The sequence below is a fragment of the Streptomyces sp. NPDC002853 genome (assembly GCF_053591915.1).
Map to the genome: position 1 here is coordinate 1 of NZ_JBSFUS010000004.1, position 24,738 is coordinate 24,738.

General features: G+C 71.2%; 27 protein-coding genes and 1 pseudogene. 13 read left to right on the forward strand and 15 right to left on the reverse strand.

The window, feature by feature from the left end:
• From ACWD02_RS11085 to glgB, 3 genes are all read left to right on the forward strand, one after another.
• On the forward strand, positions 1–438 hold a 438-nt coding region (locus ACWD02_RS11085), incomplete at its 5' end, for an alpha-glucosidase C-terminal domain-containing protein (RefSeq protein ID WP_451207518.1).
• Between the two features lie 14 nt (positions 439–452).
• Positions 453–1,799: a maltokinase N-terminal cap-like domain-containing protein gene (locus tag ACWD02_RS11090; protein WP_451207521.1), complete on the forward strand. Its 1,347-nt coding sequence runs from the start codon at positions 453–455 to the stop codon at positions 1,797–1,799.
• A 57-nt stretch (positions 1,800–1,856) separates the two neighbouring features.
• The gene (gene glgB, locus ACWD02_RS11095) at positions 1,857–4,160 is read left to right on the forward strand and encodes a 1,4-alpha-glucan branching enzyme (RefSeq protein WP_451207524.1); all 2,304 of its coding nucleotides are present in this window, start codon (positions 1,857–1,859) and stop codon (positions 4,158–4,160) included.
• Here the strand turns inward: glgB and ACWD02_RS11100 are convergent.
• The 4 genes from ACWD02_RS11100 to ACWD02_RS11115 all read right to left on the reverse strand — a co-directional run bounded on the left by ACWD02_RS11100 (position 4,111) and on the right by ACWD02_RS11115 (position 7,220).
• Positions 4,111–4,743, reverse strand: coding sequence for a hypothetical protein (locus tag ACWD02_RS11100; protein WP_451207526.1), 633 nt, complete (start codon positions 4,741–4,743; stop codon positions 4,111–4,113). The genes glgB and ACWD02_RS11100 overlap by 50 nt on opposite strands.
• Before the next feature lie 93 nt (positions 4,744–4,836).
• On the reverse strand, positions 4,837–5,244 hold the full coding sequence (locus ACWD02_RS11105; protein ID WP_451207529.1) for a RidA family protein: 408 nt from the start codon (positions 5,242–5,244) through the stop codon (positions 4,837–4,839).
• 173 nt (positions 5,245–5,417) lie between these two features.
• Positions 5,418–6,521: a winged helix DNA-binding domain-containing protein gene (locus ACWD02_RS11110; protein ID WP_451207531.1), complete on the reverse strand. Its 1,104-nt coding sequence runs from the start codon at positions 6,519–6,521 to the stop codon at positions 5,418–5,420.
• A 90-nt stretch (positions 6,522–6,611) separates the two neighbouring features.
• Entirely contained in the window at positions 6,612–7,220 is a 609-nt protein-coding gene (locus tag ACWD02_RS11115) for a DinB family protein (protein ID WP_451207535.1), read from the reverse strand.
• Between the two features lie 102 nt (positions 7,221–7,322).
• On the opposite strand from ACWD02_RS11115, the gene ACWD02_RS11120 reads away from it, so the two are divergent.
• A complete protein-coding gene (locus ACWD02_RS11120) occupies positions 7,323–8,369 on the forward strand; it encodes a helix-turn-helix transcriptional regulator (RefSeq protein ID WP_451207538.1) in 1,047 nt (348 codons plus the stop codon).
• An 80-nt stretch (positions 8,370–8,449) separates the two neighbouring features.
• Here the strand turns inward: ACWD02_RS11120 and ACWD02_RS11125 are convergent, their stop codons facing one another.
• Positions 8,450–9,601 carry a hypothetical protein gene (locus ACWD02_RS11125; protein ID WP_451207541.1) on the reverse strand — a complete coding sequence of 384 codons (1,152 nt, stop codon included), beginning with the start codon at positions 9,599–9,601 and terminating at the stop codon, positions 8,450–8,452.
• Positions 9,602–9,934: 333 nt separating this feature from the next.
• Here ACWD02_RS11125 and ACWD02_RS11130 point away from each other — a divergent pair, with 333 nt between their 5' ends.
• Complete coding sequence (locus ACWD02_RS11130) at positions 9,935–10,546, forward strand: dihydrofolate reductase family protein (protein ID WP_451207543.1); 612 nt, start codon at positions 9,935–9,937, stop codon at positions 10,544–10,546.
• Positions 10,547–10,574: 28 nt separating this feature from the next.
• On the opposite strand, the gene ACWD02_RS11135 is transcribed toward ACWD02_RS11130, so the two are convergent.
• Positions 10,575–11,798: a hypothetical protein gene (locus ACWD02_RS11135; RefSeq protein ID WP_451207546.1), complete on the reverse strand. Its 1,224-nt coding sequence runs from the start codon at positions 11,796–11,798 to the stop codon at positions 10,575–10,577.
• A gap of 163 nt (positions 11,799–11,961) precedes the next feature.
• Between ACWD02_RS11135 and ACWD02_RS11140 the strand changes: the two genes are divergently transcribed.
• The 3 genes from ACWD02_RS11140 (at position 11,962) to ACWD02_RS11150 (ending at position 13,316) form a co-directional block, all read left to right on the forward strand.
• A complete protein-coding gene (locus ACWD02_RS11140) occupies positions 11,962–12,414 on the forward strand; it encodes a hemerythrin domain-containing protein (RefSeq protein WP_451207549.1) in 453 nt (150 codons plus the stop codon).
• 99 nt (positions 12,415–12,513) lie between these two features.
• Entirely contained in the window at positions 12,514–12,678 is a 165-nt protein-coding gene (locus tag ACWD02_RS11145; protein ID WP_451207552.1) for a DUF5993 family protein, read from the forward strand.
• The gene (locus tag ACWD02_RS11150) at positions 12,678–13,316 is read left to right on the forward strand and encodes a disulfide bond formation protein B (RefSeq protein WP_451207554.1); all 639 of its coding nucleotides are present in this window, start codon (positions 12,678–12,680) and stop codon (positions 13,314–13,316) included. Before ACWD02_RS11145 ends, ACWD02_RS11150 begins: the two co-directional genes overlap by 1 nt.
• Before the next feature lie 100 nt (positions 13,317–13,416).
• Here ACWD02_RS11150 and ACWD02_RS11155 read toward each other — a convergent pair whose 3' ends face one another.
• A complete protein-coding gene (locus ACWD02_RS11155) occupies positions 13,417–13,578 on the reverse strand; it encodes a hypothetical protein (protein WP_451207556.1) in 162 nt (53 codons plus the stop codon).
• Positions 13,579–13,709: 131 nt separating this feature from the next.
• On the reverse strand, positions 13,710–14,696 hold the full coding sequence (locus ACWD02_RS11160; RefSeq protein WP_451207559.1) for a GlxA family transcriptional regulator: 987 nt from the start codon (positions 14,694–14,696) through the stop codon (positions 13,710–13,712).
• 69 nt (positions 14,697–14,765) lie between these two features.
• On the opposite strand from ACWD02_RS11160, the gene ACWD02_RS11165 reads away from it, so the two are divergent.
• Entirely contained in the window at positions 14,766–15,722 is a 957-nt protein-coding gene (locus ACWD02_RS11165; protein WP_451207562.1) for an NADP-dependent oxidoreductase, read from the forward strand.
• A gap of 82 nt (positions 15,723–15,804) precedes the next feature.
• On the opposite strand, the gene ACWD02_RS11170 is transcribed toward ACWD02_RS11165, so the two are convergent.
• Positions 15,805–16,842: a Gfo/Idh/MocA family protein gene (locus tag ACWD02_RS11170; RefSeq protein WP_451207565.1), complete on the reverse strand. Its 1,038-nt coding sequence runs from the start codon at positions 16,840–16,842 to the stop codon at positions 15,805–15,807.
• Between the two features lie 116 nt (positions 16,843–16,958).
• Entirely contained in the window at positions 16,959–17,204 is a 246-nt protein-coding gene (locus tag ACWD02_RS11175; RefSeq protein WP_451207568.1) for a DUF6479 family protein, read from the reverse strand.
• A 278-nt stretch (positions 17,205–17,482) separates the two neighbouring features.
• On the opposite strand from ACWD02_RS11175, the gene ACWD02_RS11180 reads away from it, so the two are divergent.
• Positions 17,483–18,283: a VOC family protein gene (locus ACWD02_RS11180; protein WP_451207571.1), complete on the forward strand. Its 801-nt coding sequence runs from the start codon at positions 17,483–17,485 to the stop codon at positions 18,281–18,283.
• A gap of 56 nt (positions 18,284–18,339) precedes the next feature.
• Here the strand turns inward: ACWD02_RS11180 and ACWD02_RS11185 are convergent.
• The 3 genes and pseudogenes from ACWD02_RS11185 to ACWD02_RS11195 form a co-directional block, all read right to left on the reverse strand.
• Positions 18,340–18,459, reverse strand: a pseudogene (locus tag ACWD02_RS11185) (glutathione-dependent formaldehyde dehydrogenase); the annotation flags it as partial.
• A gap of 55 nt (positions 18,460–18,514) precedes the next feature.
• Positions 18,515–19,423, reverse strand: coding sequence for a non-homologous end-joining DNA ligase (ligD, locus tag ACWD02_RS11190; protein WP_451207574.1), 909 nt, complete (start codon positions 19,421–19,423; stop codon positions 18,515–18,517).
• Between the two features lie 55 nt (positions 19,424–19,478).
• Positions 19,479–20,360 (reverse strand): SDR family oxidoreductase, encoded by an 882-nt coding sequence (locus ACWD02_RS11195; protein ID WP_451207577.1) that lies wholly within the window; start codon positions 20,358–20,360, stop codon positions 19,479–19,481.
• Positions 20,361–20,609: 249 nt separating this feature from the next.
• Here ACWD02_RS11195 and ACWD02_RS11200 point away from each other — a divergent pair, with 249 nt between their 5' ends.
• Positions 20,610–21,293 carry a DNA polymerase ligase N-terminal domain-containing protein gene (locus ACWD02_RS11200; protein WP_451207580.1) on the forward strand — a complete coding sequence of 228 codons (684 nt, stop codon included), beginning with the start codon at positions 20,610–20,612 and terminating at the stop codon, positions 21,291–21,293.
• A complete protein-coding gene (gene ligD, locus ACWD02_RS11205) occupies positions 21,290–22,294 on the forward strand; it encodes a non-homologous end-joining DNA ligase (RefSeq protein WP_451207583.1) in 1,005 nt (334 codons plus the stop codon). Before ACWD02_RS11200 ends, ligD (ACWD02_RS11205) begins: the two co-directional genes overlap by 4 nt.
• Here ligD (ACWD02_RS11205) and ACWD02_RS11210 read toward each other — a convergent pair.
• Positions 22,278–23,435: an RNA polymerase sigma factor gene (locus ACWD02_RS11210; protein WP_451209137.1), complete on the reverse strand. Its 1,158-nt coding sequence runs from the start codon at positions 23,433–23,435 to the stop codon at positions 22,278–22,280. The genes ligD (ACWD02_RS11205) and ACWD02_RS11210 overlap by 17 nt on opposite strands.
• Positions 23,436–23,443: 8 nt before the next feature.
• Positions 23,444–23,851, reverse strand: a complete 408-nt coding sequence (locus ACWD02_RS11215; RefSeq protein WP_451207585.1) for a YciI family protein — start codon at positions 23,849–23,851, stop codon at positions 23,444–23,446.
• 150 nt (positions 23,852–24,001) lie between these two features.
• On the opposite strand from ACWD02_RS11215, the gene ACWD02_RS11220 reads away from it, so the two are divergent.
• Positions 24,002–24,730, forward strand: coding sequence for an alpha/beta hydrolase (locus ACWD02_RS11220; RefSeq protein WP_451207588.1), 729 nt, complete (start codon positions 24,002–24,004; stop codon positions 24,728–24,730).
• The last annotated feature ends 8 nt before the right edge of the window (positions 24,731–24,738 follow it).

Consider the following 24,738-nt stretch of genomic DNA (forward strand, 5'->3'; position numbering starts at 1 on the left):
TGCGACCCGGGGCGCCTCTACCTCCCCACGATCATGGACCCCGTCTACGGCTACCAGGTCACCAACGTCGAAGCCTCCATGTCATCACCCTCCTCCCTCCTGCACTGGACCCGCAGGATGATCGAGATCCGCAAACAGAACCCCGCCTTCGGACTCGGCTCCTACATCGAGCTCTCCTCCTCCAACGCCGCCGTCCTCGCCTTCCTGCGCGAGTACAAGGACGACCTGGTCCTGTGCGTGCACAACTTCTCCCGCTTCGCGCAGCCCACCGAGCTCGACCTGCGGGCCTACGACGGCCGCAGCCCCGTCGAGCTCATGGGCGGCGTCCGCTTCCCCGCCATCGGCGAACTTCCCTATCTCCTGACCCTCGCCGGGCACGGCTCCTACTGGTTCCGACTCTGCGAAAGAGCGCCTAGGACCGTGCGTTCCACAAAGTGATCGGACGTGACGTCATGTCTTCGCCCCTGCTGCTGTCGTACGGCACCAAGCCTCATCCCCTCGCCGGCCCGACGCTGGCGACCCTGCTGAGTCGCTGGCTGCCACGGCAAAGATGGTTCGCCCACCGGGAGCGTGCCGTCACCGGCGTCTCCGTGACGGCCGCGACGGAGCTGACCCCCGACGTCTTTCACCTGCTGGTGCGGGTCGAACAGACCGGACTCCCCCAGGACACCGCCTGTTACCAACTGCTGCTCGGCGCCGTCACCGACCTGCCGCCCCGCCTCAAAGGCTGCCTCCTGGGCCGGATGGAGGGCTCCCAGGGACAGGATCTGTGGGTCTACGACGCGCTCTACGACCCACGGGCGACGATCCTGCTCCTGGACCGGATCCGGCGCGGCGGCGTCATGGGGGACCTCCGCTTCGAGTCGTTCCCCCGCTCGGCGGTCCCGGCAGGTCTCATGCCGCGCGTCCTGGACGTCGAGCAGTCGAACACGTCCATCGTGTACGGCGACGAGATCATCCTGAAGCTGTTCCGCCGCATCCAGCCCGGCATCAACCCCGACCTGGAGATTCCAGGGGTGCTCGCCCGGCACGGATACACCCGTGTTCCGGAGCCCGTCGCCTGGTTCCACACCTCCCAGCCGTTCTGGGGCACCTTGGGCGTCGTACAGCGCTTCCTGCCCGGAGCGACGGACGGCTGGACCCTGGCCATGCAATCGGCCGTCGCCCAGGGCGATTTCTCCGACCAGGCCTACGAACTGGGCTCCCTGACAGGCGAGTTGCACGTGGCGCTCGCCGAGTCGTTCCCGGTGGCCGAGCCCACCGCGGACCACCACACGCGGCTGGCCGACCAGATGACCCATCGCCTTCTGCAGGCGGCGGCCAGCGTGCCGGCCCTGCGCTCGCACGTGTCGGGCCTGCGGGAGGTCTTCATCAGGCTCGCCGCGACGAACGGCGGTCTGCACCTGCAGCGCATCCACGGCGACCTCCATCTGGGACAGGTGCTGCGGGCCGACGGCCGGTGGCATGTCGTCGACTTCGAGGGCGAGCCCGCCAAACCCCTGGCGGAACGGCGCGCCGACCGCTCCCCCATCCACGACATCGCCGGCATGCTGCGCTCCTTCGACTACGCCGCCCACGTCGAGAAGGCCGCCCGCCCGGAATGGGCCGCCCGCTGCCGCACCGCCTTCTGCGACGGATACGGCGCGACCGGCCTCTTCGATCCGCAGGACATCCCGGTGCTGCTGCACGCACACGAGGCGGACCGGGCCGTCTACGAGGTTCTCTACGAAGCGACGCACCGACCCGACTGGATCACCGTCCCCCTCCGGGCCGTCGCCCGGCTCGCCCGTCACCACTGATCACCCGCCAAGGACCGCCCACCAGGGACGGTCCGCCGGGTTCGAGGAGCAGTACACATGGCCGTCACCGAGGTGTCCCCAGCCGCCACCGCCCCCGCAGCCACAGCCGTCCGCGGGGCCTGCGCGCTGCCCCCACTGGCCGCCGACGACCGGGCCCGGCTGTTGCGCGGCGCACATCACGACCCGCACGCGGTCCTGGGCGCGCATCCCGTGCCCCACGGCGTACACCTGCGCTGCCTGCGCCCCGGCGCGCAGGCGGTATGTGCGGTGCTGGACGGCGTGGTCTGGGAACTGCACGACGAAGGGGACGGCCTGTTCTCGGGCGGCATCCCGGTGCAGCCGGCCGCCCCCTACAAGCTGCGGGTGCGCTACCCGGAGGCGGTCCTGGAGGCGGAGGACCCGTACGGGTTCCTTCCCACCCTGGGCGAGCTGGACCTGCATCTCATCTCCGAGGGCCGTCACGAGGAGCTCTGGACGGCGCTCGGCGCGCACATCGGTGAGCACCAGGGCGTGCAGGGCACACGATTCGCCGTATGGGCCCCGAACGCGATCGGGGTGCGCGTCTGCGGCGACTTCAGCCACTGGGACGGAACCGCGCTGCCCATGCGGTCCCTCGGGTCGTCGGGCATCTGGGAACTCTTCGTGCCCGGCCTGGGTGAAGGGGCGATGTACAAATTCGAGATCACCCGGGCCGACGGCTCCCGGACACAGCGCGCGGATCCGATGGCGCGTCAGGCGCAGATCCCTCCGGCGACGGCTTCCGTGGTGACACGCAGCCACCACGTGTGGGGCGACGCCCGATGGATGGAGCACCGGGCCGACCGTCCGGCCCACGCGGCTCCCATGTCCGTGTACGAGGTCCACCTCGGCTCGTGGAGGCCCGGCTCCACCTACCGCGAGCTGGCCGATGAACTCACGGACTACGTACGGATGCTGGGCTTCACCCACGTCGAGCTGATGCCCGTGGCCGAGCACCCCTTCGGTGGTTCGTGGGGCTATCAGGTCACCGGCTTCTACGCGCCCACGGCACGCCTCGGCACGCCCGACGACTTCAAGTACCTCGTCGACACGTTGCACCAGGCGGGGATCGGCGTCCTCCTGGACTGGGTCCCCGGTCATTTCCCCCGCGACGAGTGGGCGCTGGCCGAGTTCGACGGCCAACCCCTGTACGAGCCGCAGGATCCGCGGCAGGCCGAGCACCCCGACTGGGGCACCCTCGTCTTCGACTACGGCCGCAAGGAAGTGCGCAACTTCCTTGTCGCCAACGCCACTTACTGGTGCCAGGAGTTCCACATCGACGGCCTGCGCGTCGACGCCGTCGCCTCCATGCTGTACCTGGACTACTCCCGCGAGGACGGCGCCTGGTCACCCAACGCGCACGGCGGACGCGAGAACCTGGACGCCGTCGCCTTCCTGCAGGAGATGAACGCCACCGTCTACCGCCGTTGTCCGGGCGTCGTCACCATCGCCGAGGAGTCCACCGCGTGGGACGGGGTCACCCGGTCCACGGACCATCCCTCGGCGGCCGGGCTCGGGGGCCTTGGCTTCGGGCTCAAGTGGAACATGGGCTGGTCCCACGACTCCCTGGCCTACATCGCCCATGAACCGGTGCACCGCAAGTACCACCACGACGAGATGACGTTCTCGATGGTGTACGCCTACAGCGAGAACTACGTTCTGCCGCTCTCGCACGACGAAGTCGTGCACGGGAAGCAGGCGCTGGTGTCGAAGATGCCCGGTGACTGGTGGCAGCAGCGCGCCAACCACCGTGCCTACCTCGCCTACATGTGGGCCCACCCGGGCAAGCAACTCCTGTTCATGGGGCAGGAGTTCGCGCAGGGCGCCGAGTGGTCGGAGGCCGAGGGGCCGCAGTGGTGGGTGCTGGAGGAGAACAACCCGGCCCACCTGGAACACCGCGCGATCCAGCACCTCGTGGCCGACCTGAACCACCACTACGCCACGGCACCGTCCCTGTGGGAACAGGACACCTCCCCGTCCGGTTTCAGCTGGATCACGGCCGACGCCGCCGAGGACAATGTCTTCGCCTTCCTGCGCCACGCCTCCGACGGCAGCCCGCTGATGGCCGTCTTCAACTTCTCGCCGGTGGTGCGCCACGACTACCGGCTCGGCGTGCCCCCCGAGGCGGGCGAGGCCTGGGAGGAGATGCTCAACACCGACGCGGCTCGCTACGGCGGCAGCGGCATCGAGAACACACCGCGCCCGCGGGAACCGCTCGCCGGCCAAGGCTTCGAGGCGTCCATCAGCCTGACGCTCCCGCCCCTGACGGCCCTGTGGCTGCGGCCGGTCGCGGCTAGCCCCGCGGATCCTGCCCCTGCGGGTCCTCGCTCAGGAACTCCGTGACCAGCTCGGGCGGGTTCGCGGCACGCGTCAGGTCGAACATCGCGTCGCGGTCGAACATGTCGTAGAGGATCACGGGCACGGGCCGTCCGAGGGCGCCGACGAGCCGGCCGTCGGCGTGGAGGCCGCGCGCGAGGTCGACGCAGAGCTCGTGGAACTGTTCGGCGAGCGCCTCGCCGCGCTCGTCCTCCTCCTGCTCGGACAGGCCGTCCTCGCCTTCGTCGCCCTTCTCGTCCTCGTCCTCGTACCAGAGGCCTTGGGCCACCGACTCGGCCCGGTGCAGCTCGGCGCCGACCGGATCGTGTGCGGGATCGTGGCCGATGACGCGGATACCGTCCAGCCCCGAGGGCGCGAAGTAGGCGTAGTGCCAGCGGCTCTCCCACGGCTCCGTCCCGCCCCCCTGGGCGAACTCCCGGGCCACGTCGGTCTCGGTGTTGTAGCCGATCGCCAGGTAAGGGAACCTCGGGTCCTGGTCGACGCTGTCGATCCGGAACGTGACCGCATAGATCTCGGCGGTCGACTCCCGCGGGAACTCCGTCAGGGCGCGCGCCGCCATCTCCGTCATGTGCTGCCGGAATGTCGTCAACAGCTCTTCTCCTCAACCGTGTTGTGACAACCGACCGCAGTGACCGGGCCGCTACTGGGAACTCGCGCCGATCACCCTAGTTCAGCCGGTGGTTCAGTCGAGGACCGCGGTGGCTTCGATCTCCACCAGATGTTCGGGCACGTCCAGGGCCGCCACGCCTATCAAAGTGCCCGGAGGCACCGGCGCGACCCCCAACTCGGCCGCGGCCCTGGCCGCTCCCTCCAGGAAGAGGGGCATCTTGTCGGGGGTCCAGTCGACGACGTACACGGTCAGCTTGGCCACGTCGTCGAAGGACGCGCCGACTCCGGCGAGGGCGGTGGCGACATTGAGGTAGCACTGCTCGACCTGGGAGGCGAGGTCGCCCTTCCCGACCGTGACTCCTTCGGCGTCCCAGGCGACCTGCCCGGCGAGGAACACCAGCCTCGATCCCGTGGCGACCGACACCTGCCGGTAGGCGTCGATCTTCGGCAATCCGTCGGGATTGACAAGAGTGATGGCCATGATGTGCTCGCTCCTCGTCCTTGGAACCTGCGGGTCGCATGCCACCGGGGCGAGTCACCCTCGCTCTCCGGTGGTTACTTGAGAACCCTAGGAGAGCGGCCGGTGACGTGGAAGAACGCACTTTTTGGTGACTGAGTAACCCTTTGGTGACCCAGGAGTACACGCCGCCTCCCTCACTGCGGCGGGCCCGGAGCCGCGATGCGTACGCGGTCGCTCGCGTCGCCGGAGAGGAACGCCGCCAGCGTCTGGCCCTCCTCGGTGACCGCGGTGCGCTCGGCACGGGAGAAGCGGCCCAGCGGGACGACGGTCACGGTGTCCGCCTCCACGGTCCAGGTGGCGGCGACCCGGCCGTCCACCAGGACGACACGGGCTCCGGCGACGGACAGGCCGCGGTGGGCGTCGTCGATGATGCGGGTGCGGTCCTGGTAACCGAGGATCGCGTTGTCGAACGCGGGCAAGAACCGCACCGGGGCAGGCGTTTCGGGGTCCGGGCGCGGCGCGTCGGGCAGGTCGAGCAACTCCCGGCCCCGCTCGTCCCGGAAGGTGATCAGCTCCTCGCGCAGCGCGGCCACGGCTGCCGGCAGCCCGGCGAGACCGCACCAGGCGCGCAGGTCGGCCGATGCGGCGGGTCCGAACGCCGCCAGATAGCGGCGCAGCAGCGCCTGACCCACGGGGTCGGAGCCGTCCGGGGACAGCGGGGCGACCTCGCGCTGCAGCCAGGCCGACAGCGGGACGTTGCGCACCCCCGCCTTCGTCCGCCACAGCCCCCGCGGCGGCAACTGCACCATGGGGACGAGGGTCATCAGCATCTCCCCCAGCGCCCGTGGATCCGGCTCCGGCCAGCGCTCGGCGAGGGCACGCGCGAGCTGGGTCATGGAGCGCGGCTCACCGTCGGCCATGACCGACCGGCCCGCTGCCGCGAGCTCATCGAGGTCCGTCCCTTCGAGCTCGCCCCGGTAGACGCCGAGCACCCGCTGGCGCAGCATCGTGTCGTGGCGGGCGCGCCAGGCCAAGGCGTCGTCGGCGGTGACGAGGTGGACGGTGCGGCGCATGAGGTGGGTGCGCACCACGCGCCGCCCTACGAGGTGGTCGGAGAGCTCCGCCGGGTCGAACGCCCGCAGCCGCGACCAGAGACCGACAAACGGCTCCTGCGGCTCCTGCGCCTGCAGACCGCCCAGGTGCGCGACCGCGTCGAGGGCCGGTACGTCGGCCCGCTCGAGCAGCAGCTGCCGGGCGAGCGTCGCGCGGTTGAGCGCCCGGGCGTCCAGCACGGTCATCGGAGGCCTCCTGCGGCGGGTCGTGACGGTCACACCGTTCCCTTCGATCGGTTTCATCCTGTCCCGCGATGCGGTGCGCCGCCCGGTCGCTCAGCTCGCCTTCCGGCCGTCGAGGGCCTCGCGCAGGATGTCCGCGTGGCCCGCGTGCTGGGCGGTCTCGGCGATGACGTGCATCAGCACCCCACGCACGCTGCGTACGGCTCCCGGCTCGTGCCAGGGGGCTTCCGGCAGAGGGTGCGTCGCCGAGAGGTCGGGTACGGAGGTGATGATCTCCTCGCTGCGGGCGGCGACCTTCTCGTATCGCGCGACGATCCCGGCCAGCGTCTCGCCGGGCAGCATCCGGAAGTCGTTCTGGTGGTCGATCGCCCATTGCGGGAACACGCGGGCGGTGCCGGCCGCGAGGTCCTCCCAGGTGACGCCGTCGGGCAGGTCGTAGCGCATCGCCGAGGGGCCGTCCAGGACGAAGCGCAGCCAGCCCTCCTCGATGGAGGCGACGTGCTTGACGAGCCCGCCGAGGCACAGTGCGCTGACGGTCGGCCGACGGCCCGCCTGCTCGTCGCTGAGCTCATGCACCGTGCTGATCAGGGCCGATCGCGCGCCGGCGAGTCCGGCGAGCAGGTCGGTGCGCTCGGCGTCGAGAGCCGAGGCGGGCGTAGCGGGTGAGGTGGGTGCGGTGGATGCAGCGGGCGTGGTGGTCACGGTGGTGGCGCCTTTCGTTCGGTCTGGCTCGTTGTCCGGCAAGCACGACCCTCGCAAGAGAAGCGGTCAGGTTGTGGCCGCTACTCGGGGCAACATGAAGTCATGCCGAAAACCTCAGGGCGACTGCTCTCGCTGCTCTCGCTGCTCCAGGCGCGGCGGGACTGGCCAGGGGCGCTGCTGGCGGAGCGGCTGGGCGTCAGCCCGCGCACCGTACGCCGCGACGTCGACCGCCTGCGCGAGCTCGGCTACCCCGTCGTGGCCGTCAAGGGACCCGACGGCGGCTACCGCCTTGACGCGGGCGCGGACCTGCCGCCGCTGCTGTTCGACGACGAGCAGGCCGTGGCCCTCGCCGTGGCCCTCCAGATCGCCACCACCTCCGGCGCCGGCATCGAGGAGGCCTCGGCGCGTGCGCTGACCACCGTCCGGCAGGTCATGCCCGCCCGGCTGCGCCGCCGCATCGACACCCTGCAGGTGACCGCCGTGCAGCGGCCGTCCGGCCCGCCGCACCCGCAGGTGGCCGGCCATGTGCTCATGGCGCTCAGCGCCGCCGTGCACGCCCGCGAAGTGCTGCGTTTCGACTACGCCCCCGTGTCCCCGCCCGGGGCCACCGGCACCGACGGCACCGGGCCACCGCCTCGCCGGGTGCAGCCCCACCACCTCGTCACCTGGGGCTCGCGCTGGTATCTCGTCGCCTGGGACCTCGACCGCGAGGACTGGCGTACGTTCCGCGCCGACCGGATCACCCCGCGTACTCCCACGGGTCCGCGCTTCACGCCGCGCGAGGTGCCTGGCGGTGACGTGGCGGCCTTCGTCGCCGGCAGGTTCCAGGGCTTCGACGGCTCCGGCGACTGGCCCTGCCGCGGGGAGGTGATCCTGGATCTGCCGGCGGCCGAGGTGTCCCGCTACAGCCGCGAGGGGATCGTCGAGGAACTCGGCCCCGACCGCTGCCGACTCGTCATCGGCTCATGGTCTTGGGCCGGTCTGGCCGCCGCCATCGGCAGGTTCGACGCCGACATCGAGGTCGTCGGCCCGCATGAACTCAAAACCGCCTTCGCCCACTTGGCGCGCCGTTACGCCGACGCCGCCCGCCCTGCGCCCGGTCGCGAAGACCGCCACGCCTCAGCTGATCTGGATCAGCCGGCCGGGTGATCGCCGGTCAGGACGAGCATCAGCCCCTGAGGTGAGTCCGGCGCCCGGCGCCTCACGCGGCGGATCGACGTCGACGCCGGCTACTTGTTCGGGTCCCGGAAGCGGCCGAACGCCTTCGTCAGGGCGCTCAGCGGTGAGCCATCCGCCTTGACGTGTCCCGGCGCGGCAGGCCGGGGCACACCGTCGCCACCGGCCACCTCGGCCAGCGCGGCCTGCGCCGCCTCGGCCGCCTGCTGGTACAGGTCGCGGGAGGTCGTCATGGCCTCGAGGGCCTCGGCGTACCTGGTGACCATGCCCTGGGCGTGGGCCAGCTCCTCGTCCGGGGTGAGCAGGTGCCAGCCCTGGCGCAGCCGGGTCAGGGCTTGCTCGGCCTCGGCGCTCAGCGGTCGCGGCAGCGCGGCGAACTCCTTGATCCTGTCGAGGAGTTCGGTCGGTTCCGAGCCGTCAAGGAACACGGTGCGCACGGTGAAGCGCTCCGCGTCGTAGTCCGGGCTCTGCGGCGCCGTGGGCAGCACGACCGCGCCGCCGCGCGGCATCCGCACGCTCAGCTCCCGCTTCATCGCGAAGTCGGCGATCTGTGCCTGTTCCGGTGTCCCCCGGTGCTCGACCACCTGGTGGCGCAGGCTCGGCGGCAGGAACACGGAGAGCGGCCGTTCCCCGATGGCCTCCGGCGTCATCGCCTCGTGCACCACGAGGTGGATGAACCAGCTCTGCCGGGTGCAGTCACGCAGCCGGTGGCGCAGCTCGTCGTCGTCCTTCGGCAGGTGGTTCGCCGTCCGCAGGCGCACGCCCGGCACCGTGTCGTGGTCCCAGGCGACCCGGTCGCTGTCGGGCCAGAACATGAGGGCGGGCGAGGGCCAGTGCATGTCCCACACCCCCTCCGCCTCGGCGGCGAGGACCCAGGTGACGCCCTCGCCTTCCTTGCGGCGGTTCTCGGGGTCGTACAGGGTCAGCTGCGCGCGCACCGTGACATCGTCGGCCACCCGCCAGCGGGCCTCGAAGAGGCGGCGGGCCAAGGGGCCGGGGTCGGCGGACTCGTCCCGCGGGTGCAGGACGGTGGAGCGGGCCGCGTCGACGGGGTCGAGGTCCAGGAAGTCGTCGAGCACCCCGGCCGCCTTGAGGGCGATCAGGTTGCGCCGCACGTCCTGCTCGGGCTCGGGCCCGAGGTGGCGCCCGCGCCCCAGCCACGCGGTGTCGGGGACGGTGGTCGAGGAGCTGCTTTTCTTGGCCATGGAGTCGTTCTGTGAGTGATCGGGGCCCGACCAGTATGGCCCTTGAAGCTCAGGAGGGAAGCGGGGCCCCGCCTGCGGCCCCGCCATGCCGGACGGACCGTACGTAAGGCATCAAGCCGCTCCGATCCCGCCATCGCAGGTCAAACGGGGGCGGCCTCCGCTCCGTCGGACCGGGCGCTTTTTGCGGGTTCTGCCGGGTCTGTCGGACCTGGGGACTCCTGCGATCTCCGGGAACATCAAATCGGCGGCGTCCTGACCGATGAGTCCTCGTGCGGCACGCTGTCTGAAGGGTGAGAGGGACGAACGGTCCCCCGATCACGAAAGTGGTGCGCGATGAGGTTGGTACTGCAGGAGTTCCTGTCGCTCGACGGCGTCTACCAGGGCCCGGGGGCGCCGGACGAGGACACCAGTGACGGGTTCACCCGAGGCGGCTGGTTCGTGCCGCATCTCGACGAGGAGTTCGAGCGCGTGGCGGGTACGTGGCTCGGTCAGGCCGACGCGTTCCTGTTCGGCCGCCGTACGTATCTGAACTTCGCGCGGGACTGGCCGAAGATGACCGAGCACCCCTCGGCCGCCATCCTGAACGGGCTGCCGAAGTATGTGGCGTCCCACAGCTTGACCAGCGCCGAGTGGGATCCCACCACGATCCTGTCCGGCGACATCCCCGCCCAGGTCGCCGAGCTGAAGCGGCAGCCCGGCCGCGAGCTGCAGATCCACGGCAGTGGGCGGCTCGGCCAGTCCCTGCTGGCCGCCGGTCTGATCGACGAACTGCGCCTGGCCGTCGCGCCCGTGGTCGTGGGCACGGGCCGCCGCCTGCTGCCGGACGGGGGTGCGCCGGTCGGCCTGCGGCTCCTGAGCAATGAGACGACGCCGGGCGGGCTGGCGATTCAGATCTACGAGGCGACGGGACGACCGGAGTACGGAACGTACGGGGCCGACGTGTAGCCCGCTGCGAGGCCAAGACCCAAGGGGGTCAGCCGCCTCGCTTGAGGCGTACGACGACGGGGGCGCCGAAGGGGTCTCCCGACTGGTTGACCTGGACGTGCCCGGCGCCCAGCCACTCGTCGGAGCCCGGCACCCGGTGGATCTCCTCCAGCCACAGCGACTGGTCGGACTCCTTGCGGGCTCCCGTCGACAGCGGCAGGCGATGGCGCTTGATCTTCACGCACCGGCCGTCATCGGTCATGAACCAGTTGCCGTCCAGGAACAGGCCCTTGTCGTCCTGCCCCACGGGGGTCCGCAGCGCACATCCGCCGGGCGCGGCCTTCTGCTCGGCCCACTTCGCGCCGTCCCAGCGCAGCCGGATGAACTGCTCGTCGGGTTCGTCCTCGACCTCGCCGTGGTTGAAGGAGTTGATGCCGTACGCGCGCACCTCACCGCTGTCGAGCGCGAAGACCTGGTTGAGGCCGGCGCTGGGCTCCGGCGGCAGCGGCTCCTCGAAGCGGAACTCCGGGGTGTCCACCGCCTTCCAGGAGGTGCCGTCCCAGTGCATCGAGGCGGGCTGGCTGTACCCCTCGCCGGAACTCTCCAGCTCGGTGCCGGGCCCGGTCGAGCGGCTGCCGACCGCCCAGACGTCGTCCGGGCCCACCACGGCGAGGTCGGAGGCTTCGTACGGCAGCCGCGTCGCGACCCAGCGGGTGCCGTCCCAGTGCTGGGCGGTGCGCTCACCGCCGAGGGCCCAGATGTCGTCCGGGCCCGAGGCCACGAGCTTGCCGGGGTTGCCCGGCGGGGGGCTGGGCATCGCGGACCAGCGGCTGCCGTCCCACTTGGCCCAGCGGCTCGCGGCGGAGGCATCCTCCGTGGTCTGCGGCCGCAGCCACAGCTCGTCGCCTCCGACCTCTTCGAGCCGCGGCGGGTAGACGCTGTCGCCGAGAGCTTCCGGAAGGGGTTCGCGCTGCCACTTCGCACCGTCGTAGTGCAGCAGATGGGCGTTGGGCTGTCCGTTGTTCTCGCTCCCGACGGCCCAGATGTCGTCCTCGGCCAGGACAGCGACATCGGAGAGCTCGCCGCTGAAGTCCGCGATGTGCTCGAACTCCCAGGTGAGGGAGGCCTTGGGCCGCTCACCCTGCTCACCCTTCCCGGCGAAGCCGGTACCCCGGGACCCATCGGGCCCGGCCTCGGCCCCGCACCCCGCAGCCCCGAACACCACGGCCAGCATGACGCCGGCCACCACTCCCCTGCTCCTGATCCCCACCACGCCGCGAATGATCGCTCCCCCTCGTTCCACTTCAGCGAGCGGGCAGCCTACCTGGTCGGACCGCGAGCGAAATCGTCCCGCCGGCCGGTCGGTGGACCGGTCGAGGAGGCCCGCACACGCGTGGCGTCCCGTTCTCAGGTCGGGTTTCGCCTAGAAACAGCGCATGTGCCACTACTGCGGTTGCCGAGAGATCCCTCTGATCAAGGAGTTCATCGCCGAGCACGAGCGCGTCACCGATGCGGCGGGTGACGCGGTCCGCGCTCTGGAGCGGGGGGACACCGCTCGGGCGCGCACGCTCGTGGATCTCATGGCCCGCGAGCTCAGGACGCACTGGCGGGGTGAGGAGAACGGTCTGTTCGCGGTGATGCGCAAGGACCCCGAGTACGCGGACTACATCGCGAACCTGGAGCTCGAACACCGCGAGCTGGCCGCTCTGTTGCCCGCTCTCGACCTGTCGGACCCCGACGACGCGGCCACCCTCGTCGAAGCCGTCGACGAGCTGCACCGGCACATCGCCAAGGAGGAGGACGGCCTGTTCCCGGCCTCGCTCACCGCGCTCGACGGCGAGGAGTGGAACCTCTGCATGGCGGCCTGGCGTGCGGCGCACCCCGCCTGAGCGTCGCGGGAGGCGGGTTGGTCCCTTCCCGTGGACCCGGTGGCGCGTCCCCACCGTCCTGCCGCCGGTGGGCCACCGGCCCGGATACCTTCCGCGGCCATGGACACCCTCATCTTCGGCGGCCTGCTGGCCACCCTGTACGCGCTCCACCGGCAGCGGTCACGGGCCATGATGCTCGGCGGCTGGTGGATCATGCTCGTGCTCACGCTCGTCCTCCTCGCCCACCACATCACCGGCGGCCTCAAGCTGGGGCTGAGCTACTGATGAGCACGCTGACCACTCCGCTGCCGGGCACCGAGCGCTACCAGGTGCTCGGCAGGGCCCAGTACTGGTTCGCCTGCTTCTTCGCCGTCGGCTGGACCGGCGTGGTCTGCGGCGGGCTCGGCGTGCAGTTCATCTCCTGGGACTACCCCTGCCCGCTGTGCATGGTGCAGCGCATGTTCATGCTGCTCGCCGCGCTGGGAGCGGCGTACATCGTGCGCCGGGGCATGACCGGCACCGTCACGGGCCGCGACTACATGACGGGCTGGGGTCTGGCTCTGGTCGCCGTGATGTGCGGCGCCTTCACGTCCTGGCGCCAGACGATGCTGCACATCCTGCCGGGCGACAAGGGTTACGGCTCCCCCGTGCTCGGTCTGCACATGTACGTGTGGGCCTGGATCCTCTTCATGGCCTCGGTGGTGGCGATCGGCGTCGTGATGGCCTTCGCCCACTCCACGGCCGCCGCCGCGGTGCCCCTGTCAGGGGTCCACGGCATGGCGGGCCGGGTCGTACTCGGCTTCCTCGCCCTGGTGATCGCCGTGAATCTGGTCGCGGTCTTCCTGTTGGAGGGCTTCCACTGGTTCCTGCCGGACGACCCGGACCGCTACCGCTTCTTCTACGACGTGGGGCTCAAGAACTGAGGCAAGTGAGGGTGAGGGCAGGAGGTGGAGGGCGAGCACGACCGCGGCGCCCCACCGACCCTTCGGGTTCAGGTGAGGCGCCGCATCCAGGCGTTGAGGCCTAGAAGTCCAGGTCGCCGCCCGGCTTGCCGCCGCGCTCAGGGCGTCGGTGCTCCTCGACCCGCTCGACGTCGGTCTGTTCGTCCTGCCTGCGGGGCTGCTGCTTGCTGCGCTCCTGGTCGCGAGCGCGGCGCTTGTCCCGGGGAGACTGACGTTTACCCATGGCCGATCCTTACTTTCGGTACACACACCCTTGCGTGCGGTAACCATTCCAGTGCAACCCCACCCTCGGCAGCTGGCCGTTACATGTACCGCGGCGAGCCGTGATCGACGCCCATAAGTGCAGGTCAGGGCCTATCTGTCGGCAGCGACGGCTCCCGCCTGGAACGTCTTGCGGTACACCTGCGGCGACACCCCGATGGCCGCGTGCAGGTGCTGGCGCAACGACGTGCCGGTGGCGAAGCCGACCTCCGCGGCGATCCGGTCCACCGACAGGTCACTGGACTCCAGCAGGTGCCGGGCCCGGTGCACCCGCTGCTGGATCAGCCACCGGCCGGGGCTCGTGCCCGTCTCCTCCTGGAAGCGGCGGGCGAAGGTGCGCGGGCTCAGCCGGGCGTGCGCGGCCAGCTCCCGCAGGGCGAGCGGCCGGTCGAGGTGCTCCAGGGCCCAGGCGCGGGTGGCGGCGGTGCCGGTGACACCCTCGTCCGGGATCGGCTGCTCGATGTACTGGGCCTGGCCGCCTTCCCGCCATGGGGGCACGACACAGTGCCGGGCGACCCGGTTGGCGACCGCGCTGCCGTGATCGGAGCGCACCACGTGCAGGCACACGTCGACCCCGGACGCGGCCCCGGCCGAGGTGAGTACGTCGCCGTCGTCGACGAACAGCACGTCGGGGTCCAGGTCGACGCCGGGGAACATCTTCCGGAAATGGTCCGCGAGCGCCCAGTGCGTCGTCGCGGGCCGCCCGTCGAGCAGCCCGGCCGCGGCGAGCGTGAACGCCCCCGTGCAGATGGAGACGAACCGCGTGCCCGGCCTGATCCGCGAGAGCGCGTCGCGCACCGGATCCGGCAGCTCGGCGGTGATACGCCGCAGGTCGTACGGCGGCAGCACCACCGTGTCGGCACTCTCCAGCGCCTCGGGTCCGTGCCCGACGGTGATGCTGAAATCGGCGTCGGTGGGCACCGTGCGGTCGTCCGTCGCCGCGCAGGTCACCACCTCGTAGGCCCCGGGGACCAACGGGAAGACCCTGTTCGGGATGCCCAGCTCGAAGGGGTAGACGCCGTCGAGGGCGAGCACGACCACACGGTGCGGGCGATCGGGGAGGAAGTCCATCGAAGCCATGGCACGATCCTATCGCTTAATGGCCATCTTGCCATTGCCCAGGTCAGGCCCTTGGCGCACGCTGGAGTCATGACCAACGACACCGTGACCATGAAGGCCATCAGTCAGGACGTCCTGGGCGAGCCCGACGTACTCAAGGAGATCGAGGTCGCCCGTCCGGAGCCCGGCGTCGGCCAGATCCTCGTCGCCGTGCACGCGGCGGGCGTGAACCCGACCGACTGGAAGCACCGCAGGTTCGGCGCCTTCCTGGGCGAGCCGCCGTTCACACTCGGCTGGGACGTGTCGGGCGTCGTCGAGGCGGTCGGCATCGGCGTCTCGCTGTTCGAGCCGGGCGACGAGGTGTTCGGCATGCTGCCCTACCCCTACGGGGCCGGTTCGCACGCCGAGTACGTGACCGGCCCCACCCGCGCCTTCGTGCCGAGGCCCGCGGGGTTGAGCCACGTCGAGGCGGGCGCCCTGCCGCTGGTCTCGCTGACCGCCTGGCAGGCCCTGGTCGACAACGCACAAGTAGAGGCGGGCCAGCGGGTGCTGGTGCACGCGGCGGCCGGTGGCGTGGGCCACGCGGCGGTGCAGATCGCCAAGGCACGCGGCGCCTACGTCATCGGCACGGCTTCGGCCGCCAAGCATGACTTCGTGCGCGGCCTGGGCGCCGACGAGGTCATCGACTACCGCACCGCCGACTTCGTCAAGGAGGCCCGCGACATCGACGTCGTCCTCGATCCGCTGGGCGGCGAGGACCGGCTGCGCTCCCTGGAGGTGCTGCGCCCGGGCGGCATCCTGGTGTCGATCCTGCCCGGCAACTTCGGAGAAGTGGCCGAGCGCGCCGCGGAGTTGGGCGTACGCGCCACGGACATGCTCGTGGAGCACGACCAGGCGGGCATGACGGCCGTCGCCGCGCTCGCCGAGTCCGGTCAGCTGCGGGTCCACGTGTCGCAGACGTACCCCCTCTCCGAGGCCGCCAAGGCGCACGCGGAGGGCGAGACGGGCCGCGTCACGGGGAAGCTGGTGCTCACCGTCCGCCCGTAGGCGCACCTGATCGAGCACGAAGGCGGGGCGGGCGGCACCAGATCGGTGCCGCCCGCCCCGCCTCACCATCCCGCCTCACCGCTCAGTCCCGCGGCACGGGCCGCCCGTAGAAGTCCGGGCGTTCCATCAGCTCCACCGTGACGCGGCCGCCCTCCCGCTGGGACACGACACCCGCCTCGCACACCGCCGCGGCCGCGTAGCCGTCCCAGGCGCTGGGTCCGGTGACCTCGCCCCTGCGGGTGGCGTCCACCCAGGCCTGCACCTCACGGTCGTAGGCGTCCTCGAAACGCTCGACGTAGTCCGGGGGCACGTGGCCTCCCCACCGGCCGTCGATGCTCACCCGGGGCCCTTGCTCGTCCCCGATGCGCACGGTTCCGCGCTCGCAGACCGCCTCGGCCTGGACCTGGTAGCCGTAGCCGCAGTGGCCGAAGATCTCGACGTCGACGAGCGCGCCCGCCGCGGTCTCGAACAGGACGAGCTGCGGGTCGTTCATGCCGGCCGGGGCGAGTGACGACGGCGCCGGCTTGTGCACGGTGACCGCCACGATCTCCTGGTCGAGCAGCCAGCGCGTCGCGTCCACCTCGTGGGCGACCGAGCTGGTGATGAGCATGTCGTCGGTGAACCCGGGCGGCATGGCCAGGTTGCGGTGGCGTTGGTGCAGCATCAGCGCCCGGCCCAACTCGCCGCTGTCCAGCATCGCTTTCAGTTTCACGTACTCGAAGTCGTAGCGCCGCATGAAGCCCACCTGGATGCGCCGGTGGCCGAGCCGCTGCTCCGCCTCCAGGATCCGCAGGGAGGAGGCCGTGTCCGGGGTCATCGGCTTCTCGCACAGCACCGGCAGGTCATGGCCGAGCGCCTCGATCAGGGCCGCCTCGTGGGCGGGACCGGGAGAGGCGATGAGTACGGCGTCCACCTCTCCCGACGCCATGGCGGCCGCCGGATCCGTGTAGGCCGTACAGCCGTCGATCGTGGCGGCCAGGGACTTCGCCCGCTCCGCCTCGATGTCGGCGACGGCCGCCACCCGCGCCCCGCTGATGACGTCGTGGAGCCTGCGTACGTGATCCGCGCCCATCTTCCCGGTGCCGATGACGGCCACACCGAGTTCTCGCTGAGATGGCATGACGGTGGTGTCTCCCCTCCTGGTGGCGGGCTGTCCCGCACTCGTCTCCGGCGAGAGAACCCTCCCCCGCGCCACACCGCCGACGCCAGACCCCCTTCACCGCCCCGCCCCAGCGGTCAGGGGTGCGGGTGTCCCTGGTCGGGGTCGTCGTCGGGGGTCTGCCAGGTGGTGCCGCGCTGGGCCTCGCCGCTGGGGGGATCGACGTGGCGGGCGGGGGTCGTGGGCTCGGTGCGCCGGGCCGCGCGGCGCCGTCCGCTGACGAACATGGCGAGCAGGCCGATGACCACGGCGAGACCGACGATGATGAAGATCAGCGAGCCGCCGCCCTCGACGGCCAGAACGGTATAGCTGTGAGTGCGCATAACTCTGATTTACCCCATCCGAGGAGAAAACGCTCCCGCCAGTCGCCTGATGCGTACTGACGCCGCTCCTGGCCCGGGTTCCCGGCCCGAGATCATCCATGCAGGGGTATGGGTGCCTTGTGCCTGGCGCGACGTGAGGCCCCTGTGTGGGGATGATGGAGCCGACAGGGATCCACGGGCGCGGGCCGCTGATGCGGGCCGTCTCCCGGCCGCAGGGTCGGGCGCCGGTAGCCCGAAGAGGGTGGGGCGTCCTTCGACCTCGGAACGGTACAAAAAAGATGAGCAGCCAAAAGGCATCCGCAAGCCGCAACGTACCCAGCAGCTCGGTGTTCGGCGCACCCTGTTGGGTCAGCCTGACCACGCGGGATCTGGAGACCGCGCAGGCCTTTTACCACGCCGTACTGGGGTGGGACTGGCGCGTCGGCAAGCTCGGCGAACAGTACAGGTTCGCGAGCGTGAACGGAGTCCCGGTGGCGGGCGTGTCCGCCGTCGAGGCCGTGGGGCAGGCGGCCGTGGCCTGGACCCCCTTCTTCGCCGCGTCCGACGCGAACGAGACCGTGGCCCGCAGCCAGGAGCGCGGCGGGACCACCGCGGTGGGCCCCATCTCGTTCCCGCCGGGCCGGGCGGCACTGCTCGCCGACCGCGAAGGTGCCGTCTTCGGCATCTGGGAGGGCGAGCTGGTGTCCGACTGGGAGGCATGGCGCCGCGCGGCCCCGGTCTTCGTGGAGCTCTACACCCGGGACGCCTTCGACGCGGCCATCTTCTACGCGGAGGTCCTGGGCTGGGCGTCCTCGTCATCGGGCTGCTGCGAGGTCCACTACGAGGACGAACGGGTCGTGCTGCGCAGCCAGGGCGACACCGTGGCCCGCATCCATTCGGGCGCGGTGGAATCGGCGCCCGATCCGGAGATCCGCCCCCACTGGCAGATCCACTTCACGGTCGACGACGTGGACGCCTGTGTCCGGGCCGCGCGCGCCCACGGCGGCAGCGTGCTGCAGGGTTCACCAGGGGCCACGGAGGCACTCCTGAGCGATCCCGACGGTGCGCACTTCGTGGTGAACTCAAAACCGGTGCGGTGAGCCCGGTGTCCGGCCTCAAGGCCTGAGCAGCGTCTTGATCATTCCGACTTGCCGTAGGACCGGCTCAGCCGCTCGGGCACCAGGTCGACCCCCACCACCAGGCTTGCTCCCCGGTGCAGCGCGACGCGCGCGGCCATGGCGCCGATCGGTCCGAGGCCCAGGACCGTCACCGTGCCTCTCCTCCAGTACCGGTGACGCTCGGCCCCCTGCGGGTCTCCCGTGAGGGCGTCGCTACGCCCGCGTGCGTTCTCGCAGGCGCCTGGCGGCGGCGCTCACGCCGCGCGCACGCCGGGCGAGCCCGGCCCAGGGGTCCGTGTCGAGGCGGTCCCCGAGGTCGGCCACCGTCCAGCGGCGGGCGGTCAGCCCGGGTGTGTCCAGTTCGTCCCAGCCCAGCGGCACCGCCACGGGTGCACCGGGCCTGGACCGGACGGCGAACGGGGCGACCACCGTCTGGGCATAGCCATTGCGCGCGACATCGAGGTACAGCCGCCCCTTGCGCGCGTCCTTGCGCGGCTCGGCCGTCAGCTCCTTGTCGTACCGCGCCGCCAGGGCCTCGGCTGCGGAGCGGGCGAACGCGAGCACGTCGTCGGCGTCATCGCGCCGGTTCAGGGGCACGACGACGTGCAGACCGCGGGAGCCGGTGGTCATCAGGCCCGACGGCAGGTCCAGCTCTTCGAGCAGCTCGTGCAGACGGTGAGCCGCACTGCGCACGGACTCGAAGTCGTCGGCGGGCGGGTCGAGGTCGAAGACCAGCCGGTCGGGGGAGCGCGGCCGGTCGGCCCGGCTCAGCCAGCGATGGGGAGTGATGCAGGCCTGGCCCGCCAGATAGACGAGGGTCGCCGTGTCGTCACAGACGACATGCGTGACCTTGCCGCCCTCCTTGGCGACCGTGGCGCGCTGGATCCAGTCGGGGAAGTAGTCGGAGACCTCCTTCTGGTAGAAGCGGTCACCGTCGATCCCGTCCGGCATCCGCTCCAGCATCAGGGGCCTGCCGCGCAGCTCGGGCAGCATGCGAGGCGCCACCCGCCGGTAGTGCTCGGCGAGGTCGGCCTTGGTGATGCCGTCCCGCGGAAAGAGCTCCTTCTCGGCTCGCTTGACCTCGACCTTGCGCCGTCCGACCCGCAACTCAACAGTGCTCACGTCACCGCCTCCTTCGCGCCGATGCCTCCGCGGTCATGTCGCTCCCCCGGCCGGGTCACGGCAGCGGCGTGCCTCCGGTGGCGTTCAAGATCTCGGCGGTGATGAAGCTCGCGTGCTCCGACGCCAGGAACACATAGGCGGGCGCCATCTCGGCGGGCTGGGCAGGGCGGCCGATGGGGGCCTGCTTGCCGAACTCCTTGGTGTCGGGCAGCGTGGCCGGGATCAGCGGCGTCCACACGGGGCCCGGGGCGACGGCGTTGACGCGGATCCCGTTCTCGATCAGCATCTGCGCGAGCCCCTGGGTGAAGGTGACGATGGCGCCCTTGGTCATGGCGTAGTCGAGCAGATGGGGACTCGGCTTGTAGGCCTGCACCGACGTCGTGTTGATGATGGAACCGCCCGACGGGATGTGCGGCACGGCCATCTTGCACAGCCAGAACATGCCGTACAGATTCGTGCGTACGACGCGGTCGAACTGCTCCGTGGAGATCTCCGTGATGCCCTCGGGCTGGGACATCTGATAGGCCGCGTTGTTGACCAGCACGTCGATGCGCCCGAACTCCGCCACCGCACGCTCCACGAGGCGACGGCACTGCTCCTCCTCGCGGATGTCGCACGGCACGGCCAATCCGCGCCGCCCGGCCTTCTCGACGAGGCGCACCGTCTCCTGAGCGTCCTCCGCCTCCGTGGGCAGATAGGTGAACAGGACGTCCGCACCCTCGCGTGCGTAGGCCAGCGCCACGGCCCGGCCGATGCCGGAGTCGCCGCCGGTCACGACCGCTGCCCGGTTCTGCAGCAGCCCGCTCCCCCGGTAGGACTCCTCGCCGTGGTCCGGTGCCGGATCCATCGGGCCGGTCCAGCCCGGCGGCTCCTGGTCCTGTGCGGCGAACTCGGGCTGCGGGTGCTTCGTCGTCGGGTCCTGCGGGCTGTCACCCATGGGTGCTCTTCCTTCCTCGGATCCACTCTCTCCAGCTTGCTCCGCACCTCCCGGAGGCGCGAACGCCTGACACCGTTCACGGTGGACCACCTGCGCGAACGCGAGCCGTCGGTGCATCGGGTGTCCCGCCGGCCGCGGTCCCACACATACGAGTGCTCGCCGTGCGGGTGGGATCGCGGATGCATAACCTGGCCGGGGCCGAGGAACCCATGCCCGGACGGATCAGCGACCCGACGGAAGGGGCCCGCCGTGAGCGAGAAGGACGGTCTGCGGACCTACCGCGGCAAGCGGCACTTCGACAAGACCAGCGAGCCGAGCGGCGAGCCCTCGGCGCGGGACACCGCCGACGCGGACACGGATGCCGAAGCGGCCGATGAGCCCTCGTTCGTGGTGCAGATCCACGACGCGAGCACGATGCACTTCGACTTCCGCCTGGAGGTCGACGGCGTACTGAAGTCCTGGTCGGTCCCCAAGGGCCCCTCGACCGACCCGCACGACAAGCGGCTCGCCATCCCCACCGAGGACCACCCCTTGGAGTACCGGGACTTCGAGGGGGTGATCCCCTCCGGCGAGTACGGCGGCGGGACCGTCATCGTCTGGGACCGCGGCACCTACCGGCCGACCAGCCACGACAAGCGCCACCGGCCGGTGCCGTTCGGCGAATCCCTGGAAAAGGGCCACGCCACGTTCGAACTGCACGGCGAGAAGCTACGCGGGCAGTACGCGCTCACCCGCTTCCACGGCCGCGAGGAGAAGAGCGGGGGTTCCGCCGCGAAACCGACCTGGCTGCTCGTACGGACCGGACACGGCTCGGGCGGCAGAACTCCCGACCCACGGCGCGCGCGGTCAGCACGCAGCGGCCGTACGCTGCGCCAGGTCGCCGAGGCGCCGGACGCGCCGACCTGGCACTCCGGCAGCGGTGAACAGCCATGACCGGCCTGCTCGACGGCCTGCCGCCGGGCCTGGAAGGCCGCATCCGCGAGGCGAGGCCGGGCGTGGAACTGGCCGCCTCCCCGATGCTGGCGACGCTCACCGACCTGCGGAACTTCCCGGCCGGCTGGATCTTCGAGCGGAAACTGGACGGCGTCCGGGCCCTGGCGGTGCGCGAGAACGGCCGGGTGACGCTCCGGTCCCGGTCCGGACGACGGCTCGACGCCACCTACCCGGAGATCGTCGACGCCCTCGCGGGACAGGACACCGCGGACTTCACGCTCGACGGCGAGATCGTCGCCTACTCGCACGGCAGGACCGACTTCGGGCGACTGCAGCAGCGCATGGGACTCACCCGGCCCGCCGACGTCGCGGCGAGCAAGGTCGCGGTCACCTACTACGTCTTCGACCTGCTGCGCCTCGACGGCATGGATGTACGGCGGCTGCCGTTGCGCACCCGCAAGTCCCTGCTGCGGCGTTCGATCACGTTCACGGCCCCGTTGCGGTTCAGCACCCATCGCAACGAAGGCGGGCCCGAACTCCTGGCCGACGCGTGCCGGCGCGGCTGGGAGGGACTCATCGCCAAACGGGCCGAAAGCACTTACCAGGCGCGCCGTTCGGGCGACTGGCTCAAGCTGAAGTGCTCCCGGGGCCAGGAGTTTGTGGTGGGCGGATTCACCGAGCCCACGGGCAGCCGCGAAGGCATCGGCGCACTGCTCATCGGCTACTACGAGGGCGAACGGCTGCGGTACGCGGGCAAGGTCGGCACCGGTTTCGACCGGCGTACGCTGCTGGCCCTGCGCCGGCAGCTCGACGAACTCCGCCTGCCGGGCTCGCCGTTCGACGACCCGGTGGCGGAACGGACCGCGCACTGGGCACGGCCGCGTCTGGTGGCTCAGGTCGCCTTCACCGAGTGGACGCGCGACGGCATGCTGCGCCATCCCCGCTATCAGGGGCTGCGCGACGACAAGAACGCGGCCGACGTCGTCAGGGAGCAAGCCTAAACTTGAGCACGGCGTTGAGCCGCGCGGCCTGACGCGTCAGGTGGTCGCGTTCGGGGAGGTTGGGTGCCTTCCGGGCCGCCTCGGCGTAGAGCCGCGCCGCCGTCGCCAGGTCACCGTCGCGCTCGTGGAGGTACGCCGCCACCGCGGCGTGGCGGGGCAGTGTGTCGTCGAGGAGCGCGAGTGCCGACAGGCCGGCGCGCGGTCCGTCGGCCTCGCCGACGGCCACCGCGCGGTTGAGCCGGACGACCGGGCTGTCGGTCAGCGCCGCGAGTTCGTCGTACCACTCGACGATCTGCACCCAGTCGGTCTCCTCGGCGGTGGGCGCGTCGGCATGGAGCGCCGCGATGGCGGCCTGTGCCTGGAACTCGCCGAGGCGGTCGCGGGCGAGGGCCGCGTGCAGGATCCCGATGCCCTCGGCGATCATCTCGGTGTCCCACCGGCCGCGGTCCTGCTCGGCGAGCGGCACCAGGCTGCCGTCGGGTGCGGTCCGGGCGGCGCGGCGGGCGTGGTGGATCAGCATGAGGGCCAGCAGGCCCGCCACCTCCGGATGGTTGATGACGGCCGCGAGCTGCCGGGTGAGGCGGATGGCCTCGGCGACGAGGTCGACGTCACCGGAGTAGCCCTCGTTGAAGACCAGGTAGAGGACACGCAGCACGGTGGCGACGTCGCCGGTCCTGTCGAGGCGCACGCCGGAGACGGTGCGCTTGGCCCGGCTGATGCGCTGCGCCATGGTCGCCTCGGGCACCAGGTAGGCCTGGGCGATCTGCCGGGTGGTGAGACCGCCGACGGCACGCAGGGTGAGCGCGACCGCCGAGGACGGTGTCAGCGAAGGGTGGGCGCACAGGAAGTAGAGCTGGAGTGTGTCGTCCACGGCGGGGGCGGGTCCGGGAGCCGGTTCCTCGTCGATGCGGTCCTCACGCCTGCGGCGTGCGGTGTCCGCGCGCGTCGCATCGAGGAACTTGCGCCAGGCCACGGTGACCAGCCAGCCCTTGGGGTCCCGGGGGTGGTCGGCGGGCCAGACGCGGACCGCCTCGACCAAGGCGTCCTGCACGGCGTCCTCGGCCGCCGCGAAGTCGGCTCCGCGGCGGACGAGAATGCCGATCACACTCGGCGTGAGGCTCCGGAGCCGGGCCTCGTCCATGTCCGGGCTCACTCCGTGACGGTGTGCTGCGCGCCCAGGAACGGGCGGACCTCGAGCCACTCGTGGATCGGCTTGCCGCCCGCGCCGGGGGCCGCCGAGAGTTCCCCGGCCAGTTCCAGGGCGCGGTCGTAGCTGTCGACGTCGATCACCATCCAGCCGGCGATGAGGTCCTTGGTCTCGGCGAAGGGGCCGTCGGTGACCGGCGGGCGGCCCTCACCGTCGTACCGGACGAAGGTTCCCTCGGGGGCGAGCGCCTGGCCGTCGACGAACTCACCGCTCTTCTCGAGCCGGGCCGCGAAGTCGTTCATGTACCGCATGTGCGCCGAGATCTCTTCGGGCGTCCACTGGCCCATCGGAACGTCGTTGACCGCGGCCGGGGCGCCCCGGTAGTGCTTGAGCAGCAGGTACTTGGCCATGATGTTCTCCTCGGTGCTGGTGCGACCCATTGTGGTCGCGTTCACCACCGGGACGGAGCCGGTCTGGAGTTCTCGACATCTCCGTGCGAGTTTTTTTCGGATACGACGGCTGGTTCGTCCCGCGACCCCGCCCGGCCTGGAGGAACGGACTTGACGATCACGACCCGGACGGTGCCCTACGCCACCGGCGGCGGCAGCAAACTGCTCGACATCTACACCTCCGGGCAGCAGGACGACCGGTGTGTGCTGCTGTGGCATGGCACGGGGCCCGATGAGCGGCACGTGCTGGCCGCGCTGGCCCGTGGGATAGCCGGGCTGGGCCCCCGTGTCCTTGTCCCGGACTGGCGCTCGGACCGGCCCGACGGCGGACGGGAACATCTCGTCGACTCCTTGCGGTACGCGCACGATCACGCCCGCCAACTCGGCGACGGGCCAGGCCGGTTGATCCTCGCGGGATGGTCGGCGGGGGCCGGAGCCGCGGTGGGCGTCGCCCTCGGGCCGAAGGAATTCGACGGCCCGCGGCCCGCCGCGGTGGTGGGCATCGCGGGCGGCTACCGGCGCCCGGCACGCACCACGGGCGCCGTGCCCCTCCAGGCGGTGGACCCCTCGGTGACGCCGATCCCTGTCCGGCTCGTGCACGGCACCGACGATGAGGCCGTGCCCGTCGAGTCCTCGCGCGAGCTGCACGAAGCGCTGCTCTCCCACGGCTGGGACTCCCGGCTGTCCGAGCCGGCCACCCACCACGCCGGGGTGCTCGGCTGTGTGTACGACCCAGCCGCGGGGCATTGCGTGCCGGCGAACGAGCCCGGCCTGGCGGCCATCGGCCGACAGACGGCTCACGCGGTGGCGAGCACGGTGCCCGCCCCGGGGCGAGCGTGAGAGACGGC